At 60.5% G+C, this 18655-nt stretch carries 25 protein-coding genes and 1 pseudogene; 14 read left to right on the top strand and 12 right to left on the bottom strand.

Features of this window, described 5'->3' with window-relative positions; translation table 11 throughout:
• Window positions 1-99: 99 nt before the first annotated feature.
• The gene (locus DNK50_RS18995) at window positions 100-591 is read right to left on the bottom strand and encodes a GNAT family N-acetyltransferase (RefSeq protein WP_112195781.1); all 492 of its coding nucleotides are present in this window, start codon (window positions 589-591) and stop codon (window positions 100-102) included.
• Between the two features lie 188 nt (window positions 592-779).
• Between DNK50_RS18995 and DNK50_RS18990 the strand changes: the two genes are divergently transcribed.
• Both DNK50_RS18990 and DNK50_RS18985 read left to right on the top strand, forming a co-directional pair.
• Complete coding sequence (locus tag DNK50_RS18990; protein WP_112195778.1) at window positions 780-1280, top strand: GNAT family N-acetyltransferase; 501 nt, start codon at window positions 780-782, stop codon at window positions 1278-1280.
• Window positions 1281-1348: 68 nt separating this feature from the next.
• The gene (locus tag DNK50_RS18985) at window positions 1349-1825 is read left to right on the top strand and encodes a DUF488 family protein (RefSeq protein ID WP_099586904.1); all 477 of its coding nucleotides are present in this window, start codon (window positions 1349-1351) and stop codon (window positions 1823-1825) included.
• On the opposite strand, the gene DNK50_RS18980 is transcribed toward DNK50_RS18985, so the two are convergent.
• Entirely contained in the window at window positions 1782-2603 is an 822-nt protein-coding gene (locus DNK50_RS18980) for a hypothetical protein (RefSeq protein ID WP_112195777.1), read from the bottom strand. The genes DNK50_RS18985 and DNK50_RS18980 overlap by 44 nt on opposite strands.
• A gap of 98 nt (window positions 2604-2701) precedes the next feature.
• Window positions 2702-3190, bottom strand: a complete 489-nt coding sequence (locus DNK50_RS18975; RefSeq protein ID WP_112195775.1) for an HIT family protein — start codon at window positions 3188-3190, stop codon at window positions 2702-2704.
• 140 nt (window positions 3191-3330) lie between these two features.
• Between DNK50_RS18975 and DNK50_RS18970 the strand changes: the two genes are divergently transcribed.
• Window positions 3331-3660, top strand: a complete 330-nt coding sequence (locus tag DNK50_RS18970) for a DHCW motif cupin fold protein (protein WP_099586901.1) — start codon at window positions 3331-3333, stop codon at window positions 3658-3660.
• Between the two features lie 65 nt (window positions 3661-3725).
• On the opposite strand, the gene DNK50_RS18965 is transcribed toward DNK50_RS18970, so the two are convergent.
• Both DNK50_RS18965 and DNK50_RS18960 read right to left on the bottom strand, forming a co-directional pair.
• Window positions 3726-4193 carry a copper chaperone PCu(A)C gene (locus tag DNK50_RS18965; RefSeq protein WP_112195773.1) on the bottom strand — a complete coding sequence of 156 codons (468 nt, stop codon included), beginning with the start codon at window positions 4191-4193 and terminating at the stop codon, window positions 3726-3728.
• Window positions 4193-4798, bottom strand: a complete 606-nt coding sequence (locus DNK50_RS18960; RefSeq protein ID WP_032889449.1) for an SCO family protein — start codon at window positions 4796-4798, stop codon at window positions 4193-4195. The genes DNK50_RS18965 and DNK50_RS18960 overlap by 1 nt, the downstream gene beginning before the upstream one ends.
• Before the next feature lie 180 nt (window positions 4799-4978).
• Between DNK50_RS18960 and DNK50_RS18955 the strand changes: the two genes are divergently transcribed.
• A complete protein-coding gene (locus DNK50_RS18955) occupies window positions 4979-5362 on the top strand; it encodes a DUF2946 domain-containing protein (protein ID WP_099586899.1) in 384 nt (127 codons plus the stop codon).
• A gap of 62 nt (window positions 5363-5424) precedes the next feature.
• A complete protein-coding gene (locus tag DNK50_RS18950) occupies window positions 5425-5970 on the top strand; it encodes a putative natural product biosynthesis protein (protein ID WP_112195771.1) in 546 nt (181 codons plus the stop codon).
• 57 nt (window positions 5971-6027) lie between these two features.
• Here DNK50_RS18950 and DNK50_RS18945 read toward each other — a convergent pair whose 3' ends face one another.
• Window positions 6028-6306 carry a hypothetical protein gene (locus tag DNK50_RS18945; RefSeq protein WP_112195769.1) on the bottom strand — a complete coding sequence of 93 codons (279 nt, stop codon included), beginning with the start codon at window positions 6304-6306 and terminating at the stop codon, window positions 6028-6030.
• 61 nt (window positions 6307-6367) lie between these two features.
• Complete coding sequence (locus DNK50_RS18940; protein ID WP_112195767.1) at window positions 6368-6844, bottom strand: hemerythrin domain-containing protein; 477 nt, start codon at window positions 6842-6844, stop codon at window positions 6368-6370.
• Window positions 6845-7169: 325 nt separating this feature from the next.
• Between DNK50_RS18940 and DNK50_RS18935 the strand changes: the two genes are divergently transcribed.
• The gene (locus DNK50_RS18935; RefSeq protein ID WP_099586894.1) at window positions 7170-7376 is read left to right on the top strand and encodes a PLD nuclease N-terminal domain-containing protein; all 207 of its coding nucleotides are present in this window, start codon (window positions 7170-7172) and stop codon (window positions 7374-7376) included.
• 63 nt (window positions 7377-7439) lie between these two features.
• Here DNK50_RS18935 and DNK50_RS18930 read toward each other — a convergent pair whose 3' ends face one another.
• Window positions 7440-8000 carry a type 1 glutamine amidotransferase domain-containing protein gene (locus DNK50_RS18930; RefSeq protein ID WP_099586893.1) on the bottom strand — a complete coding sequence of 187 codons (561 nt, stop codon included), beginning with the start codon at window positions 7998-8000 and terminating at the stop codon, window positions 7440-7442.
• A 316-nt stretch (window positions 8001-8316) separates the two neighbouring features.
• Here DNK50_RS18930 and DNK50_RS18925 point away from each other — a divergent pair, with 316 nt between their 5' ends.
• Together DNK50_RS18925 and DNK50_RS18920 are read left to right on the top strand one after the other, a co-directional pair.
• Window positions 8317-8748, top strand: a complete 432-nt coding sequence (locus DNK50_RS18925) for a DNA methylase (protein WP_099586892.1) — start codon at window positions 8317-8319, stop codon at window positions 8746-8748.
• A complete protein-coding gene (locus DNK50_RS18920) occupies window positions 8745-9482 on the top strand; it encodes a DUF72 domain-containing protein (RefSeq protein WP_112195765.1) in 738 nt (245 codons plus the stop codon). The genes DNK50_RS18925 and DNK50_RS18920 overlap by 4 nt, the downstream gene beginning before the upstream one ends.
• Here the strand turns inward: DNK50_RS18920 and DNK50_RS18915 are convergent.
• On the bottom strand, window positions 9447-10232 hold the full coding sequence (locus DNK50_RS18915; protein WP_099586891.1) for a DeoR/GlpR family DNA-binding transcription regulator: 786 nt from the start codon (window positions 10230-10232) through the stop codon (window positions 9447-9449). The two genes, DNK50_RS18920 and DNK50_RS18915, sit on opposite strands and share 36 nt — an antisense overlap.
• A 59-nt stretch (window positions 10233-10291) precedes the next feature.
• Here DNK50_RS18915 and DNK50_RS29230 point away from each other — a divergent pair.
• Window positions 10292-10417, top strand: a pseudogene (locus tag DNK50_RS29230) (L-lactate dehydrogenase); the annotation flags it as partial.
• Window positions 10418-10609: 192 nt separating this feature from the next.
• Here DNK50_RS29230 and DNK50_RS18905 read toward each other — a convergent pair.
• On the bottom strand, window positions 10610-11536 hold the full coding sequence (locus DNK50_RS18905; RefSeq protein ID WP_112195764.1) for an alpha/beta hydrolase: 927 nt from the start codon (window positions 11534-11536) through the stop codon (window positions 10610-10612).
• Between the two features lie 143 nt (window positions 11537-11679).
• Here DNK50_RS18905 and DNK50_RS18900 point away from each other — a divergent pair, with 143 nt between their 5' ends.
• From DNK50_RS18900 to DNK50_RS18880, 5 genes are all read left to right on the top strand, one after another.
• Window positions 11680-12267, top strand: coding sequence for an NUDIX domain-containing protein (locus DNK50_RS18900; RefSeq protein ID WP_112195762.1), 588 nt, complete (start codon window positions 11680-11682; stop codon window positions 12265-12267).
• A gap of 87 nt (window positions 12268-12354) precedes the next feature.
• A complete protein-coding gene (locus DNK50_RS18895; protein WP_099586888.1) occupies window positions 12355-12945 on the top strand; it encodes an antibiotic biosynthesis monooxygenase in 591 nt (196 codons plus the stop codon).
• Window positions 12942-14780, top strand: coding sequence for an amidohydrolase (locus tag DNK50_RS18890; RefSeq protein ID WP_099586887.1), 1839 nt, complete (start codon window positions 12942-12944; stop codon window positions 14778-14780). Before DNK50_RS18895 ends, DNK50_RS18890 begins: the two co-directional genes overlap by 4 nt.
• A 21-nt stretch (window positions 14781-14801) precedes the next feature.
• Window positions 14802-15419: an isochorismate family cysteine hydrolase YcaC gene (ycaC, locus tag DNK50_RS18885; protein ID WP_095015792.1), complete on the top strand. Its 618-nt coding sequence runs from the start codon at window positions 14802-14804 to the stop codon at window positions 15417-15419.
• Between the two features lie 180 nt (window positions 15420-15599).
• Complete coding sequence (locus DNK50_RS18880; RefSeq protein WP_099586886.1) at window positions 15600-16481, top strand: LysR family transcriptional regulator; 882 nt, start codon at window positions 15600-15602, stop codon at window positions 16479-16481.
• Here the strand turns inward: DNK50_RS18880 and DNK50_RS18875 are convergent.
• Both DNK50_RS18875 and DNK50_RS18870 read right to left on the bottom strand, forming a co-directional pair.
• Entirely contained in the window at window positions 16468-17505 is a 1038-nt protein-coding gene (locus DNK50_RS18875; RefSeq protein WP_112195760.1) for an AraC family transcriptional regulator, read from the bottom strand. The two genes, DNK50_RS18880 and DNK50_RS18875, sit on opposite strands and share 14 nt — an antisense overlap.
• A gap of 1 nt (window position 17506) precedes the next feature.
• Window positions 17507-18421 carry a GGDEF domain-containing protein gene (locus DNK50_RS18870; protein WP_112195758.1) on the bottom strand — a complete coding sequence of 305 codons (915 nt, stop codon included), beginning with the start codon at window positions 18419-18421 and terminating at the stop codon, window positions 17507-17509.
• Window positions 18422-18655: the final 234 nt, after the last annotated feature.

Genomic DNA, 18655 nt, shown 5'->3' with positions numbered 1-18655 from the left:
TCTTTAAATAGCGACGGTGCGAATAAAGATTCTGTCTGTGGCCGTGCCTTTTGCGCGGGTGCAAATTTTTATCGGTATATATCTCGATATAGTTGTGTCTTAGATCGCCATCACCATTTCATGCCACGCCATCCCGCCATGATCCGAGGGCGAAGGTCGAACGTAGGTGTAGCCCATGCGCTCGTACAACGCTACATGCTGCTCCTTGCACATCAGGTGAATCGTCTGCTTGCCCAGCGCCTTCATGCGCCGCACAAACTCTTTCATCAATACCGTGGAATAGCCTTTGCCTTGATGCGCCGGATCGACCACGACGGACATGATCACCACATTCGGCGCCTCGGGCGCATGCCCCACCAACTCCTTGAATGCCTCGTCCGACATCACCACGTCATGGGCGCAGCCACAGTTGATAAACCCCACCACGTGGTCATCGGCTTCAAGGATCAAAAAGCCTTGCGGGTACTGTGCAATGCGCGTGGCGATCTTCTCCAGGGTCGCGGCTTCGTCGCCTTCGTAGGCAGTGATTTCGATTTCATAGCAACGTGCCGCGTCGGCGGGCAGGGCGTTGCGGAAGGTGTGGGCGGGCATGCGGGTTCCTGGGTATTGGGTGAAGGGCCACATGATAGATACAAACTCCCCGAGTGACACGGGCTCTTGTGGCGAGTGGGCGTGCCCCAGCATCCAGCCTTGGGATCGCGTTAATATAAACTCCCACGCGCTGCCCCAAGGCGCCGACCAGGCCGCGAGGTAACCCGCCCGCATAAAGGAAGGACCCAATGCTGGAAATAAAACGCGCCACCCGCGAAGACGCCAACGCCGCTTTTGACATCCGCCGCGAAGCCATCCGCAGCCAATGCATCGGCGCCTACACCGCAGAACAAATGGCACTCTGGACCCGCGGCAGTGCCGACGATGGTTACAACAGGTTAATGGACAAACCGTTTTACCTTGGCTGGGTAAACGATAAACCGGTCGCCACCGCCATGCTCGACCTCGACAACAATGAAGTGGGCGCACTGTTTGTACTGCCCCAGTTCACTGGGCGCGGGTACGGCAAGGCACTGCTGGATCATCTTGAGGCGCTGGCGCGGGAACTGGCGTTAGGCGAAGTAGTGCTGGATGCCACGTTGAATGCAGCGAGTTTCTATCGGGCGTGCGGGTATGTGGGCGAGCAGCAGGCAATCTACCATTCGCCGTCGGGGCTGGAGTTGGCGTGTATCCCGATGAAGAAGCGGATCTGCCCGCTCCGCCCGTCACCCTCGGGGCCTGAGCAATAGTTGCCGATGGTATAGTCCCGGCGCTTTTTTACGTTTTGATCGCGCCGGGAGGCTCCAGGAGAATTCGCATGAACCTCTATACCGCAGGCTATGAGGGCCTCACCATTGATGCGTTTATCGCCCGCCTGAAGCAGGCCGGTATCGACAAGGTACTCGATGTGCGTGAGTATCCACTCTCGCGTAAAAAGGGCTTCTCCAAAAAAGCCTTTGCCCAGTGCCTCGCTGCTGAAGGCATCGCCTATGAACACAGTCGGCCTTTGGGCTGCCCGAAACCCATACGCAAGCAGTACAAGGAAGACGGAGATTGGGTTGCGTACGCTCGCGGCTTCCGAGCTTACATCCGCACACAGGACAACGTGCTGAACGAGCTGGTGTCCAGCGCGGTTGAACAGCGCATCTGCATGGTCTGTTATGAAGCAGACGCCAATTTTTGCCATCGCAGCCTGATCGCGGAATCGGCCCAAGCGCTGCACAGCTCTTTGCAAACCCAGCATTTGCCGATCAAAACAGAGCGATTTGTTGACCGTCTTCTTTCTGTCGCTTAGGCGGATAAATCAGGCTGACAATCAGCCATTGCCCTGGGAATCGGTGGAGGGTTCCCATCAAGAGCATCAAATCCTTCGTGGGTAGTTCGGTCTCCAATTTGTGCCTGAACGGGTATTCCCATCCGAGCGCGCCGTGCTTGCGGCGTACATTTCGATAGAGCTGGCTGGCCTCCCAGTCCACGATTTTATGGGTGTAGGACTTAACTTCGCCGTCCACCAGGCATTCGTAGATGTAATGAAAGTCAAAAGGCACCTTTTCCAGCCGCTTGATGCTGGCGCGCTCTTGGTCTTCAAACAGGCTGGGTTGGCGCTGCATGGCTTCCAGTTTTTCGATTTCTTCAGGCGTCCATGTTTCCGATGCTGACTTTTGAATGCGTAATGTGCGGATGCGTAGGGGCTTGATCAGACCAAGCGTCACGTTGCTATCAATTCTGGCTCTTTCCAGTGCTTCAAAGCTTTCATAGACCGGCAATTTATCCAGCCATACGCGCCGTTCGAGCCAGTCACCAGAGGGCAATACGTTTCCCGCGCAGATGCTGTCTACCGCAATTTTGTGGCTTTCTGGCCTGTGATCGCCTGGGTTTTTCTCAATCAGGGCATCAATCCATTGCCACTTTGCGAATTGCTGGTCCCCGTTGACCAAACGGAACGGGACCGGGTAAAGCCGTATCAGATTGCCCGCCTCGTCAATACCGGCAACACAGGAAGTCTCGGCGTATTTGGCACTGGGAGAAGGGTAGGTCTTACACAGAATCAGGATTCGAGCCTTGCGTTTCATACGGGCCACATCCAAAGGTCTTTTCTGAACTGTATCCAGACATCGGAGAGCTGCCAGAAAGACTTGTAACCACGCATTGATGCATCAGCCAAGTGTCGTTATCGAGCGGCGAACTTAGTGCGCAACAGCTTGATAACCCGTTCTACCGAATCCCCCTGAACCGCCGGAGGCCTCTGGCTCTCTCCAAATTCGCGCCACACAAACAGCGTCAGCTCGGCGCCGTCAGTCTGCGCCTGCGCAATGCCTGGCGCGGCGAAGTCTTGCAGCACGCGGTACCGCTCGTCACGCCAGAACGCCTCTTCCACCCAGTCATACACCGGGATGAAATGAAAGTGCAGCGGGAACCCTGGCATATGCCCATAACGGCTGATGTACAGCCACTTGGGTTTGAGTTGCGCTTCCATGACTCGCTGGGTCATGGCGAGCAGCCCGCCGAGTTCGGCCAGTGCGGCTTGCGGCATGTCCGCCAGGGAATGGATAGGCGCTTTGGCGCCCAGCATCAGGTACCCCGGCAGTTTGGAAGCCAGGTGATGGTTGAGCCGCCAGTGCTCGGTTTCAAGCAGGAGGTAAGCAGGGTCGATCTGCATCAGCGCGCATCCATGAAGACAAGGCTGGCAGGATAACAAGCGCCGTCAGCTGTATCTCACAAAACCATGGGATCTGTGTCTATCGCCCCCCTCTGTTGGCCGATAGCCTCGCACCACGACCACTCACGAACGGGCTTCCCATGGACCTTACTGCTGTCCCCTTTGGCACCACCGACTGGGCCACGCTCGAACCCGTCGTCTACCCCGGCGTTACCGGCAATGCGCTGTGGCGCACCTGCCATTTCGGCACCACCCGCGTGCGCATGGTGCAATACACCCCCGGCTACCTCGCCGATCACTGGTGCAAGCGCGGGCACGTGCTGTTGTGTTTGGAAGGCGAGTTGCATACGGAGTTGGAAGACGGCCGTCAGTTCACGCTGACGGCCGGGATGAGTTACCAGGTGGGCAATGACATGGAAGCGCATCGCTCATCGACGAGCGTCGGGGCGAAGCTGTTTATTGTGGATTGAACGGGTGACCTTTGTGGCAAGCTCCCTCGCCACAGGCACAGGAACAATCGCAAAAATTCAGTGCATCAATGCATCTTGCTATGGTCCATGCCATCCAGCCCACGGGCCTTGGCCTCGACCTCAACGGTACGCTTCTCGCCCTTGGCGTCCTGCACCGTCAGGGTCAGCGGCACCTGGTCGCCTTCCTTGATCTGTCCGGTCAGGCCCATCAGCATCACGTGGTAACCGTTCGGATCGAGCTTGACGGCCACGCCTGCGGGCAAGGCTACGGCGTCCACCGGGCCCATGCGCATGACGTCGTCTTTCATGCTCATTTCATGGATCTGTACGTCCTTGGCCACCGGCGATGCGACGCGCAGCAACTTGCTGTCGGTGTCGGCGGTGATGGTCATGAACGCGCCGCTGGACGGCTGGCCCGGCACCGAGGCGCGCACCCAGGCGTCGGTTACTTGCACCTGGGCGCTGGCGTGGGCGGCGAAACCCAGCAGGGCGAGGCCGAAGGTGAAGCGCTTGAGGTGTTGAACGGCAGTCATTAGCAGACCTCCATGACGGTGAGCAGGTCTTCTGCGCACTCTTTTGCGGTAAGGGATGCCTGCAGGCCCAGGCGCAGGTTGCCGCGCGTGTCGAAGACAAAACTGGTGGCCGTGTGGGACAGGGTGTAGGTGTCGCCGGCGGGGATCTTTTCATAAAAGATCCCGAATTCCTTGGCGGCCACGGCGATTTCTTCCGGGGTGCCGTACAGCGCTTCGAAACTCGGGTCGAAGGCCTTGACGTACTTGTCGAGAATCTCTGGCGTGTCGCGTTCCGGGTCGAGGGTGATAAAGATCACCTGCATGATCTCGCCGTCGCGGCCCATCAGCTTCTTGGCCTGGGCGGCACGGGCGAGGGTGGTCGGGCACACGGCCGGGCATTGGGTGAAGCCAAAGAACACCACTGGCATCAGGCCACGGTAGGAACTGAGAGTGACAGTGTCGCCCTCGGTGTTCTTGAGCTTGAAGGTGCGGCCCATGATCTTGTCGCTCAAGTCCTTGCCGTACTTGAAGTTCAACCTGGGGCTGTTGTCACAACCGGTCAGCAGGCCCAGACCCAACAGGCCCATGCCGGTCAGGACCTTGCGGCGGGTGAATAACGTACTCATCAACTGTGCATCCTGTGAAACGCCTGCATTGCTCTGGATCTACACATCAGGCTTTGAAAAGGAGTAAACGAGGAGGGCGCCAAGTCTACCAACCCTGGCGATGGCACGTAATCTGCGACGTTCTGCCACAGGGGCCGCGGTATTTCATCCCTTTGCGCCTTCGGTGTTAGAGTCGCCGCCATGAAATCGAGCCACTCCGACCGTTCGCTGATCGTCTGGACCCTGTACTTCTGCGTGCTGATGAACCTGTTCGCGTGCGGTTTGGGCCATGGCCAGATGATGGGCCAACAGCTCAACGGGATCGGCGGCGCGTTCTGTTCGTTGGACGGCAAGCAGGCGCCACTTTCCGACAAAGGGTTGGACAGCCCGGCTTCCAGCAACATCTCGAACTACTTTGCCTGCCCAGTGTGCGCCGCGTTGACCGTCGCCCTGGTGTTCCTGATCGGTCTGGCCTGGCTGCTGGGGCTCGGGCAACCGCCGCGCCCGGCCCACGAACGGCGCAACAAGGCGCCGCCGCGCCATGCCTGGCCCTCGGCCAACCCCCGCGCTTCCCCCGCATTCTGACGTGTGCCTTGGGCTTCCTGTGACCAGGAGGCGTTCGATCGTCACGACTGTGAGTGCGTTTCATGAACCATCAATTGCCTGCAGGCGCCAGTCGCCTGGTCAGCAAGGCGTCCCGTCGCCTGCGCGCGGAACCGGCGCGGGCTGAATACCCGAGTAACTCGCGCTGTTTCGTGCACCTGGATGCACGTCTGTTGCCCTACTGGCACACCCTGTTCGATATCTGCCCGGCGCTGCTCAAGCTCGACCCGCCCGAGGGTTTGAACCTGTTCCGCAGCTTCATGACCTGGGCCTATCGCAACCAGCCTGCGCAGGATTGGACCTACCACCTGAATGTGTGTCGCTGGTTGCTCGGCTCGCCGTATCGCACGCAAATCGACGATGAACCCATCGAAGCGTTCATGGCAGCGGCCGCAGCGTGTTGGGTCAACACTGACACCAGCCAGGCCCAGGGCGTGGTCCTGGCCTGGCAAGCCATGACGGTGTTCGATTGCAAGCGCGCGGTGCCCTTCGAAGCTGTACAGCCAGCCTTGCCACCCGCGCCGTGGGATTTCGCCTGGTGCCCAATGACCACCGAAGCAGGCTTCAGCGCTTGGTTGCCCGTGCCTTGATCGGCATCAAGGCGCGGTCTCATCGCGCTGGCATCTAATCAGTCGCTGCCGGTCACGTCAGCTGCCTATGCGTGGTGGTTGCTGCCGGTCTTTGTCTTTAGCGTCCGGATCGGGCTTGGTGGTTTTGTCCGGCTGTTTGACGGTGTCCTTGCTCTGTTTACCACTGTCAGCCGGGCTGCTCGGGTAAGTGCCGGGCGGCAGTGCAGACCCAGCAGCGCTGTCGTCTGCGGCAGCCGTGGCGGCCGGTGTCGGGTTGTCGCCGAATGCGGCCGTTACGGGCTGGCCTGACAGGGCTGCCAGGCAGAGTGCAAGCACGATCCCTTGTCTATTCGTCATGATTCAATCCTCTTGATTCATCGAACACAGCCGTGGACGTGCCCACGGGCCGACCGGTGCATTACGCAGCCATTGGCTTGCCTGCCGTCGCCTTCTTGTGCGCGGCCTTCATGGCTTGCATTTGTGCACCCAGCTCTTCCAGCAGGGCCTTGCCCAGCAGTTTTTTCGCCTGAGGAAACATCTCGGTTTCCTCTTCTTCGATGTGATGTTCCAGCAGTTCCTTGACCACCTTCACCCGACCGGAAAACTCGGTGGTGGACGGCTCCGTCTGCTTCAAGTCAGGCAGCACCAGGGAGTCGACGGTGCGATGCTCTTCCTTGGCTTCGTGGTACATGATGTCCTGCTCCTTGCCGCCGGCTTTACGGAAGGCCGGGTACAGAATCTCTTCCTCAAGCCGGGTGTGCAGGCTGATTTCCATTTCGAGTTTAGCCAACAGCTCGGTACGTTTTTTAACCCCGCGCTCGGTGGACTCACTCAGTTGGGTCAACAGCGCTTTGACACGTTCATGGTCGGCTTTAAGCAGGTCGATGGCATTCATGATGAAACCTCACAGACAGGGTTCGGGCGCGTCGAAGTGCGCGCTTCGTCTGGTAGGAAATTGCATAACTCAGACCATCCTCGACGACAGGTCAAAAGTCATTTGAATCAATAGGTTGAGATCGACTTTGAAAAGCCTCTGTCGTGCAGCTTGCATGGTCGGCCGCTAACCGGATTGCATTAAACCCGCCTCCATCGCGCGCGACGGACAGATGCTGACGACTCGGCATGTGCCGCAATTACTGGGCGAGAGCGCGCTGGTGTAATTCCGATGGAACCCTTGGCGCGAATGCTTGACCTAACCCATAGACCTCAGGAGGTGAATCATGGAAATGCATTATGTCTGGATCGGTTTGGCGGTGATTCTGCTGCTCTTGGAACTGTGGGCGATCAATGTCGTATTACGCAGCACCAGTGGCTGGGAGACCAAGGGGTTGTGGCTGGTCATTCTGATCTTTGTGCCGTTGTTGGGCCTGATTGCGTGGGCGATGTTCGGACCCAAGCGCGAGATGCCGGAACACCGCAAGAGCTGATGCTTTAAGCGATCAGCAAACAGGCGCCCCGCGGGGCGCCTGTTTACGTTCAGACGGCGATTATCAGCCGGCCAGCGCGGTGGCAATTGCTTCATTGAACGCCGGCAGATCGTCCGGGGTCCGGGAGGTGATCAAGGTCCAGCCATTGGCGTTGCATTGCTTGACCTCGGCGTCGACCCAACCGGCGGCGCCGGCGTTTTCCAGGTCGATGCGTACGCTTTTATAGGAGGTCAGAGTCTTGCCTTTGATCACGCCCGCGTCGATCAGCGTCCAGGGCCCGTGACAGATGGCCGCTATGGTCTTGCCGGCGTCGGCGAAGCTCTTGATCAAGCGCAGCGCCGCTGCGTCCTGGCGCAGGGTGTCGGCGTTGACGGTGCCGCCAGGGATCACCAGCGCATCAAAATCACTGCTCTGGACATCCGACAGTTGCACGTCGGATTCCACGGTCCTGTCCTTTTCGGTATCGCCGACAAACGTCTGGGTGGTGCCACCTTTGCTGGATGCATGGGTCACCGTCGCGCCAAAACCGCGCAGCGCATCCAGCGGCTTGAGCAACTCGTCGCGCTCGATGCCGGTGTTGGAGGTGATGATGAGGATTTTCTTGCCGTTGAGTTGCGCGCTCATGGTCGATTGTCTCCTGGGTAGAAGGGTTGTGGCCGGTGGATTCCTGGCCCTTTCAACGTTGCAGATACCTGACTGTTGAGGGCGCGCCTGGGCGAAAGGTTTAAATTTTTTTGCGTCGATTTCTGCGCGGCAATTTCCTTGAACTATCAAAACACCCAGGGCTCTGCTTCACAAAGGAGGCGACTTTTCGTACTCCCACCATTACCTGGAGAGATACCGTGGCCGCTCGTAAAACTCTCGACCGTCTCAGTTCGCAAGATGTCCGCACATGCGCAGACCCAGCCGTCAAGGCTGAGCGCAAACCGGGTCAATAATCATGGCGCGCGCCATTACCGCCTCTGAATTGGGGATCGAACTCAAGCCTGACGACGACAGCGGCTTGTTCAAGTGGTTTATCGCCAGCTTCCTGATGGGCAAGCGCATCCAGGCTCCCATCGCGGCACAGGCCTACAGGGAGATTGTGGAAGAGCAGGGGCGCGACACCGCGCGCAAGTTGCAGCACTGTACGTCGCGGGAGTTGGTGGCAATGCTGGGGCGTGCCCATTACGTTCGCTACGACGAATCCACTGCGCAGCGCCTGCTGGACCTCAGCGCGAAACTGAACGCCGAGTATGCCGGCAAGATCACCCACATCCGCCGCGCCAGCGCCGACCGTCAGGCGTTTGAAAAACGCTTGGCCGAGTTCGATGGCGTAGGCCCCAAGACTATCGAGATTTTCATGCGCGACGCGGCGGCGGTGCTGTTTTGACGGCATCGTTGTACGTCGGTTGTGCCGGTTGGAGCTTGCCGCGTGAGCACTGGCCGGCGTTCAGTGATGAGGGCACGCATCTGCAGCGTTACGCCTCACGCTTTAACGCGGTGGAGATCAACAGCTCGTTCTATCGCCCGCACCTGCCGAAAACCTATGCACGTTGGGGCGAGTCCGTGCCGCCTGGGTTTCGTTTTTCGCTGAAGATGCCCAAGCGCATTACCCACGAGTTGCGCCTGCGCCAGTGTGAAACGGCGCTGGAGGAATTTCTCGAACAATGCGCGCCATTGGGGGAGCGCCTCGGCTGCCTGCTGGTGCAACTGCCTCCCTCATTGAGCTATGAGCCCTCCAGTGCCAGCGCATTTTTCATGGCTGTTCGCCGATGTTTTACCGGCAATGTGGTGCTTGAACCGCGCCACGCCAGTTGGCTGGCGGCCGAGGCGATGTTGCAGGATTTGCACATCGGGCGAGTGGCCGTCGACCCACCTGTGATCGACGCCACGCCCACCTGCGCGGGCTGGCAAGGCGTGCGCTATTGGCGATTGCATGGGTCACCGCGCATTTATCACAGTGCCTATGGCCCGGAGCGTTTACGCGAGTTCGCGCGACACCTTGACCGGTCGGTCGCGGACGGCATTCCAACCTGGTGCATTTTCGACAATACCGCCAGCGGCCATGCCGTCGCTGACGCCCTGTACCTACTCGACCTCAACCCGCAACACCTCCAGCCCTAACTGCTCATACGCCTCCATATTTGGCACGTGCCATTCGGTAATCAACGTGTGAATCCGACTGCAGGGCGCCACTACGAACGGCTCCACCGCACCGAGTTTGTCCGCCATGGTCACGGCGACAACCTGGGAAGCGCTGTCGAGCAAGGCTTGCTTGACCACCACTTCATCAAAATGCACCGAACTGATGCCCACCTGTGGATGCAACGCGCATACGCCGGTGAACAACAGGTCGGCCTTGATGCTCTGGATCAAGCGCACGGCCTCGTGCCCACCGGTGGACAGCGTGGCCGGGTTGAGTTGGCCGCCGGCCAGAATCACTTTTACATGGGGATGATCGGCCAAGGCGATGGCGATCATCGGCGACGCCGTGACCACCGTCAGGTGGATCGCCCGCGGCAATGACTGGGCGATCTGTAGCGTGGTCGAGCCGGAGTCGAACAGCACAATCTGGCCGTCTTCCACTCGGCCAGCCGCCCATTGCGCGAGTTGGCGCTTGGCATCATTGGTCTCGCCGACCCGCGTGAAAAAATCTTTGCCTGTGTCTTTGGGCCGGGGCAGGGCGCCGCCGTGCACGCGCTGCAGCAGGCCGGCGGCGGCCAGTTCGCCGAGGTCGCGGCGGATGGTGTCCTGGGACACGGCAAAGTGCTCCACCAGTTCCGAGGCGGTGACTTTGCCGTCACGTTCCAGCAGCAACAGGATTTTCTGCTTGCGCAGGGAAGGCAAGTCGATAGGGTGATGGGCGTCGTGCATGTTTGTGCGCTTTTCTGCGGGTTTTTGCGAGATTAATCGCCCGCCCCTACAAACGCAATACCAAGGCACTTGACATCATCGCCCGTGAATTGGACGTGTCGATGGCGCTGTGTGGCTATAACGATATACGCGATGTGAAGCGTGGGATTTTGCTACCGGGGACCTTTCCAGAACTCATTGCCTGAGCAAATAAATCGTAAAAATACGAAAAGAGTTGTCCACGAAAACCGTGGGTATCTCTGTGGATAACTTTGCAAGACCCCAGCGGGTATGGCGATTTGGCCCACGGTCAATATTTGATCAACTTTCAGCGAGGCCCAGTATGGGCAGGGTTGGCGCTTGACAGCCAAGCGCCAACCCAGTGCCGAAAAGCGCTTTTATGAGTCGCCGTCGCGCCCTGTGGAGTGTGTGACAACCTGGGGTGGCATCCTGGCCTGCATCAGGTTGTCGAGTGCCTGGCGATAGCTGCGACCGGCCAGGCTCATGCTGTTGTTATGGCTGGCGCCCGGTACCAACAACAAACGCTTGGGCTCCTGGGCGGCTTCAAACAGTTGCTGGCTGAAGCGCGGCGGCACGTAGCGGTCGTCCAGGCCATGCACCACCAGCAATGGCATATGGATGTCGGCGATCTTGTCGATGGAATCAAATTTCTGCGACAGCAACCAGCGCACCGGCAATGCCGTGTTGGCCACCGCCGTGGCGACGTCCGCGAGGGAGGTGAAGGTGGACTCGATCACCAGGCCGCGCACCGGCAGCGGCGTTTGCTTGCCCAGCTCGGCGGCCAGGTCGATGGCGACCGCGCCCCCGAGGGAATGCCCGTAGATCAGACGCTTGCTCGGGTCAGGTTGCAGCAGCTGGAAGCGCTCCCAGGCGATGCGTGCATCTTCGTACACCGTGGTTTCCGACGGCAGCTCGCCGTGGCTTTGGCCAAAGCCGCGATAGTCGATGGCCAGCACTGAGTAACCGAGTGCATGTAATTGCTCGATGCGAAACAACTGCCCGGTGAGGTTCCAGCGCACGCCGTGCAGGTAGAGGATCGCGGGCGCGTCCTGCTTGTCCGCCGGGTACCACCAGCCATGAATGTTTTGCCCGGACTTGAAGCTGGCAGGCTTGAGTTCGAATTCCTGCACCGCCTTGGGCAAGCCGCTGTACCAACTGGCGGTGCCCGGCTCGATGCGAAACACCAGCTCGCGCTCCTTGTGTTGCAGCACGCTGCAGCCCACCGGCAGGCCAATGATCAACAGCGCCATGCACAGCATGGGCAACCAGCGCAGGCTCAGGCGCGACATAAAACGAGAGGGCATGAAGGTTCCAGGGCAAAGGTGAAGCAGCGTTTTTAACAGATGGCCTGCACAAGCAGGCATTAATTCGACGGCCGCGCATAACGATTGCTTGCAAAGTGTTGCAGCGCTGACAATGGCTTCCTTCTTTGAGCCAAGGACCGACCATGGACAACAGCCCCGTGCGCATCACCGCCGAAGAGACTCTCTCGGACAACTGGTACCTGCTGAAAAAATACAGCTTCGACCTGCGCCGCCGCGACGGCAGTTGGCAAGCCCAGACCCGCGAGGTCTACGACCGTGGCAATGGCGCGACCATCCTGCTGTACAACCGCGTGCAACGTAGCGTGTTGCTGATTCGCCAATTCCGCATGCCCACCTTCGTCAATGACTACCACGGTTACCTGATCGAAGCGGCGGCGGGGCTGCTGGACAATGCCAGCCCCGAAGAGCGCATTCGCCTGGAAGCCGAGGAAGAGACCGGCTACCGCGTCGGGCAGGTGGAGAAGGTCTATGCGGCGTTCATGAGCCCTGGCTCGGTCACCGAGCGGATTCACTTTTTCATCGGTGAATACCAGCCAGGAGATCGCGTGAGTGGCGGCGGTGGCCTGGAAGAGGAGGGCGAGGACATCGAGGTACTGGAGCTGGGCTTCGAACAGGCCCTGGCAATGGTGCAGAACGGCGAGATAGCCGACGGCAAGACCATCATGCTGTTGCAGCACCTGGAGTTGCGCATGTTGAAAGAACGCTGGTGACCTAAACAGCACGTACATCCAATTTTCCGTCCCCTGTCCCCGGCACACTCCCCTCATCGCTGACATTTCAAGGCAGAGGGGCACACCATGGACCCAGCACCACAGACGGGGCCCGACGAAGTCGTCACCCTGGTCGTCAAACACCTGATCAAGCAAGGCCAGGAAGCCGATTACGAAGCCTGGCTGCGCCGCATCGTGCGCATCGCTGGCGAGCGCCCGGGGCACTTGGGTGTCGACGTCGTACGCAGCAAACAGAACAACCTGGCGCTGTTCACCTGCGTTTTGCGCTACCGCTCCACCGATGACCTGGAAACCTGGCTCGACTCCTCCGAGCGCAAGGCCCTGATCGCCGAAGCCGCGCCGATGCTGGCCGACGGCGACAAGACCGAGATCGGTGCGGTCAACGAATTCTGGTTCGCGCCCCTGGCCGACAGCGCCGCCAAGCCGCCGCGCTGGAAACAGGCAGTGGTCACCCTGTTTGTGATTCTTCCGCTGACCCTGCTGGTACCCATCGTGTGGGGTCCGATCCTGCGCCTGCACCCGTTCCTCTCCAACTATGTGGTCGCCACGTTCCTGGTCACGCTGACCATCGTGCTGCTGGTGGTGTACCTGCTGATGCCGGCGGCCACCCGCCTGTTCGCCCCCTGGCTTGAAGCCTCTGTAAAGGAAACCCTATGAACGCCGATCTGATTCTGTTCAATGGCCAGTTCCACACCGTGGACCGGGAAAACCCACGCGCAACCGCCGTCGCCATCCATCAGGGCCGGTTCGTCGCCGTTGGCACCGACGGTGAAGCCATGGCCCTGCGTGGCAGCGGTACCCAGGTCATTGACCTCAAGGGCCGCACCGTGATTCCCGGCCTTAACGACTCGCACCTGCACCTGATCCGTGGCGGGCTGAACTACAACCTCGAACTGCGCTGGGAAGGCGTGCCGTCGCTGGCCGATGCCCTGCGCATGCTCAAGGACCAGGCCGACCGCACGCCGACGCCGCAATGGGTGCGCGTGGTGGGTGGCTGGAACGAATTCCAGTTCGCCGAAAAACGCATGCCAACCCTGGAAGAGCTCAACCAGGCTGCGCCGGACACCCCGGTGTTTGTACTGCACCTGTACGACCGCGCCTTGCTTAACCGCGCCGCCCTGCGCGTGGCCGGCTACACCAAGGACACGCCGAACCCGCCGGGCGGCGAGATCGTACGCGATAGCCACGGCAACCCCACCGGCATGCTGGTGGCGCGGCCCAACGCGATGATTCTGTATTCGACCTTGGCCAAAGGCCCGAAACTGCCGTTGGAATACCAGGTCAACTCCACGCGCCAGTTCATGCGTGAACTCAATCGCCTCGGTCTCACCAGCGCGATCGACGCCGGCGGTGGCTTCCAGAACTATCCCGATGACTACGCGGTGATCGAGCAACTGGCCAAGGATGAACAGCTGACGGTGCGCATCGCCTACAACCTGTTCACCCAAAAGCCCAAGGAAGAACTCAGCGACTTCAAGCATTGGACCGGCAGCGTCACCCTGCACCAGGGCGACGACTACCTGCGCCACAACGGCGCGGGCGAGATGCTGGTGTTCTCGGCGGCGGATTTCGAAGACTTCCTGGAGCCGCGTCCGGACCTGCCGCTGACCATGGAGCAGGAGCTTGAGCCGGTGGTGCGCCACTTGGTGGAGCAGCGCTGGCCGTTCCGCCTGCATGCCACCTACGACGAGTCCATCTCGCGCATGCTCGACGTGTTCGAAAAGGTCAACCGCGACATCCCATTCAATGGCCTGCCGTGGTTCTTCGACCACGCCGAAACCATCACCCCGAAAAACATCGAGCGTGTGCGCGCCCTGGGCGGCGGCATTGCGATCCAGGACCGCATGGCGTTCCAGGGTGAGTATTTTGTCGAGCGCTACGGCGCCAAGGCCGCCGAAGCCACGCCACCGATCAAGCGCATGCTTGCCGAAGGCGTGCCGGTAGGCGCGGGCACTGACGCCACGCGGGTGTCCAGCTATAACCCGTGGACTTCGCTGTACTGGATGGTCAGCGGCCGCACCGTCGGTGGTCTGGAGCTGCACGCCGAAGGCCTGCCGCGTCTCACTGCCCTGGAACTGTTCACCCACGGCAGCGCCTGGTTCTCGTCCGAGCAGGGCAAGAAAGGCCAGATCAAGGTCGGCCAATTGGCGGACGTCGCCGCGCTGTCGGCGGATTTTTTCAGTGTCGATGAAGAAGCCATCAAGTGGATCGAGTCGGTGCTCACCGTCGTCGGCGGCAAGGTGGTGTACGGCGCCGGCGACTTCGAAGATTTCGCCCCGCCGCGTGTGCCGGTGCTGCCGGACTGGTCGCCGGTGGTCAAGGTGCCGGGTCACTGGCGTCCGACTTCACCGCTCCAGGCCCAGGTTCACCAATGCAGCGGCCCTTGCGGCGTGCATTCCCACAGCCATGAAAAAGCCCGTCTTTCCAGTGTGCCGGTCAGCGACTTCCAGGGTTTCTGGGGTGCGTTTGGCTGCTCGTGTTTTGCCTTTTAAAACCCCCGAAGGAGTTAACCCATGACTTACAAACGCTTGAACAAAGATGATGCCGTTGTCCTGTTGGTCGATCACCAGACGGGCCTGATCTCCCTGGTCCAGGATTTCTCCCCCAACGAATTCAAGAACAACGTGCTGGCCCTGGCCGACGTGGCCAAGTTCTTCAACCTGCCGACCATCCTCACCACCAGCTTTGAAAGCGGCCCCAACGGTCCGCTGGTACCTGAGTTGAAAGAACTGTTCCCGGACGCGCCGTACATCCCGCGTCCAGGCCAGATCAACGCCTGGGACAACGAAGACTTCGTCAAAGCCGTCAAGGCCACCGGCCGCAAGCAGATCATCATTGCCGGTGTGGTGACGGACGTGTGCGTAGCGTTCCCGACCTTGTGCGCCCTTGATGAAGGCTTCGAGGTATTCGTGGTCACCGATGCTTCCGGCACCTTCAACGAAACCGTGCAACAGGCCGCTTGGGCACGCATGACTGCCGCCGGTGCGCAGCTGGTGAACTGGTTCTCCGTGGCTTGCGAGCTGCAAGTGGACTGGCGCAACGACATGGAAGGCCTGGCCAACCTGCTGTCGCCGCGTATCCCCAACTATCGCAACCTGATGAACAGCTACTCGGCATTCACTACCAAGTAACCTGCTCTCAAGCCTGTAGGTAATCCCTTGTGGGAGGGGGCTTGCCCCCGATTGCGGTGTGTCAGTCTGAATATTTTTGACTGATCCACTGCTATCGGGGGCAAGCCCCCTCCCACATTTGATTTGTGGTGTTGCGACCATCCAGTTATAAATCAGCCCATCGTCTACCGAGAAGCGACAATGAACCCCTTCGAAGACATGCGCCTGTTCTGTCAGGTCATGGAATCCGGCAGCTTCACCGCCGCCGCCGAACAGCTGGGCCTGTCCAAGCAGTTCGTCAGCCGCCGTCTGATCCAGCTGGAAGATCGCCTCGGCGTGCGTCTGCTCAACCGCTCCACGCGCCGGCTGGATGTCACGCCGCTCGGCCAGAGCTACTACGAATCCGCTTTGCGCCTGCTCGGTGAAGTCGAGCAAGTGGAGCAGGGCATCGCCGGCCAGAACAGCGAGCCGCGGGGCACCATTCGCCTCAGCGCGCCGTTGTCATTTGCCATGGCTCACCTGGGTTGCCTGTTGCCGTTGTTCTTGCAGCGCCATCCCCAAGTGTCGGTGGAAGTCGACCTCAGCGACCGTCCCGTGGACCTGATCGGTGAAGGCTACGACCTGGTGCTGCGGATCGGCACCCTGGAAGATTCCACCCTGATTGCCCGCCGTATCGCCAGCATCCAGCGGGTGTATTGCGCCAGCCCCGACTACCTGGCCCTGCGCGGCACTCCCGTGCAACCCGACGACCTGGCTCAACACGACTGCCTGCCTTACGGCCACGGCCGCCAGGTGCAATGGCGTTTCAAGGGCAAAGTGCAGGCGCTGAACGTCAGCGGCCGCATGCGGGTCAACAACGGTGAACTGTTACGCGACACGGCCATTGCCGGCCTGGGCGTCACCTACTTGCCGACTTTTATCGTCGGCGGCGCCTTGAAGGACGGTAGCCTGGTCACGATTCTCGACGACTTTGCCCCCGAAGCCCTGACCCTGTCGGCGGTGTATCCCCAGCATCGACAAAGCTCACGGCCGGTGCAGGCGCTGGTGGAGTTCCTGCGCGAGCGCCTGGCTAGCGGCTGTTGAACAATTGGCGGATCAGGCTCGGCGTACTGCCGGTCCAGCGCTTGAATGAGCGCCGAAAGTTCGCCGCATCATTGAAGTTCAGGTACGCCGCCACTTCATCATTGCTGTAGCCCTTGACCTGGTACAGGTGCAGCGCCACCTGCTTGCGCACCCGGTCCACTTGCTGCTGAAAGCCAGTGTCGTGTTTGTGCAGCTTGCGCTTGAGGGTCGCCGGGCTCATGGCAAAGGCCTGGGCCGCCTGTTCCAGGCTCGGCGGCTGACGCACCTGCTCGCGCAGGTAGTCGTAGAGGCAATCGAGAAAACTGCCGGCAAATCCCAGTTGTTCGATCTGTTCCCGGGCCTGTCGGCGCGCAACCTGGCCGGCGGTGGCCGAAGCCCCCTGCCAGGCGCGTGTGAGGTGCTCGCGGGGGATGCACATCATGTCCAGTGGGCGCTCGAAGCGCGTGTCTTCGCCCAGGTGCACCCAATACTGTTCGACATACCGCGGTTCGGCATGGCTGAAACTGCACACCCACGGCAAGCGCTCGCCGCTGAGCCATTGGCTCATGGCAACCAGCGACGTCATGCTCGCCTCCAGCAAAAACCGCCACTGCTCGCCGGCCCCGCAACTGTCCAGCCAATACAGGTAGGCGTGGTGCTCATCCAGCTCCAGTTGCAGGGTGACCAAGGGGCTGAGCAGCACCTGTTGCTGGATCAGGATCTCCAGCGCCTGATGCAGATTCTGGGCATGGCCCAAGGCATGGCTGGCCGCACCGTAATAGCCGGGCAGCAAGCGTTGGCCGAACAGAAAGCTGCTGTCATCGGCATCCAGTAGCTTGCGACTGTTACCGATCAGCGCCAGGAATTGTTGCGGGCTCAAGCGCGCCGTGCCGGCGAGGATATCCTCGTGGAACAGCCCGGTGCCGCGCAGCAATCGGTGGCTGTCGATGTCACGGGACAGGGCCAGGTCGATCAGCGTGGCGGGTTGGTTGTGTCCTGGGATGAAGCGGCTGTCGGCCTCATACCAGTTGGTTTTTACCGCCATCTCAGGCGCTTTTCGCGAGAGGCTGCTTGGCCCTGGCCAGCGCCAGGTTCAGGCGCTTGAGCAGGTCTTGGGGCGGCTCGTCGAGGGCCATCACCACCGCCGTCGTCGCGCACAATTGCAGGCGTTCGCCCTGTTGCCGGGTCTTGTGGGCGAGGCCACGCACGGCGTGCTGCAACTCCAGGGCAAGTTCCTTGGCCTGGCGTTCGCCGGTATTGGGCAGCAGCACCACAAAGCGGTCGCCGGCCAGTCGACACAGCAAATCCTGACGACGCAGGTTGAGCAACAACAGATGGCTGAGGGCCTGGAGCACTGCGTCGCCCTCGGCATGCCCATAGGCCTGGTTGATGGCGGCGAAGTGATCCAGGTCCAACGCCAGCAACGACAGCGGTTGCTGCTGTTCGCGGCTGTCCTGCAGGCTGTCGGCGAGTTGGCGCTTGAGGTAATCGGCACCGGCCAGGGGCGTGAGCTTGTCGAACAGGCGATGTTCGCGGAACAGCCGTTCGCGTTTTTCCATCTGCGCGCTGATTGCCAGTTGTTCGCGGTGCCAATGGTAGATGCCGATGGTCAGCAGGATCATGCCCACCGGCATCGGCCCGGATTCGAGCCAGTGGTCCCAGGTGATGCTGTCGGGCAGGCGGATGAACTCGTCAAGGCTGTCGATCCACCACGAGAAAAAGATGCACGACAGCCCCAACGCCAGGTAATTGGTGACGCGCCCGGCGGGCCGGCTTTTGAGCACCAGGCCCAGCCACACCAGGGCGAGCAGGGCGGAACCGCCTTCGCCGATGATGTCCAGCCAAACCCACTCGCTGACGCTTTTCAATTCGCCACAGGCCAGGTGCAGGATCAGCCCGAGGTTGGCGGCGATCAGCAGCAAGGCGAGTTTCCAGCGGTGGGGTTTGAGCACGGAAAACATGGCCGCGAGTCCTTGGGGAAATAAGCGATGGGCGCCAGCACAGCAGATGGATGTGACCGTTGGATGACGGTGGAGGAGGGTCGAATCAGCTCATCTCACCTACGCCGCAAATTGAAAAATGTGGGAGGGGGCTTGCTGTGGTGAGGGGGCTTGCCCCCCGACGGGTTCACTGAGGATCCTCTGGGTCTGCTTCGCAGACCAGCGCGGGGCAAGCCCGCTCACCACAGCAAGCCC

The sequence above is a fragment of the Pseudomonas sp. LG1E9 genome (assembly GCF_003290225.1).
In the GTDB taxonomy this organism is placed as follows: Bacteria; Pseudomonadota; Gammaproteobacteria; order Pseudomonadales; family Pseudomonadaceae; genus Aquipseudomonas; species Aquipseudomonas cyclaminis.
This window is presented reverse-complemented; position numbering and strand designations above follow the sequence as displayed.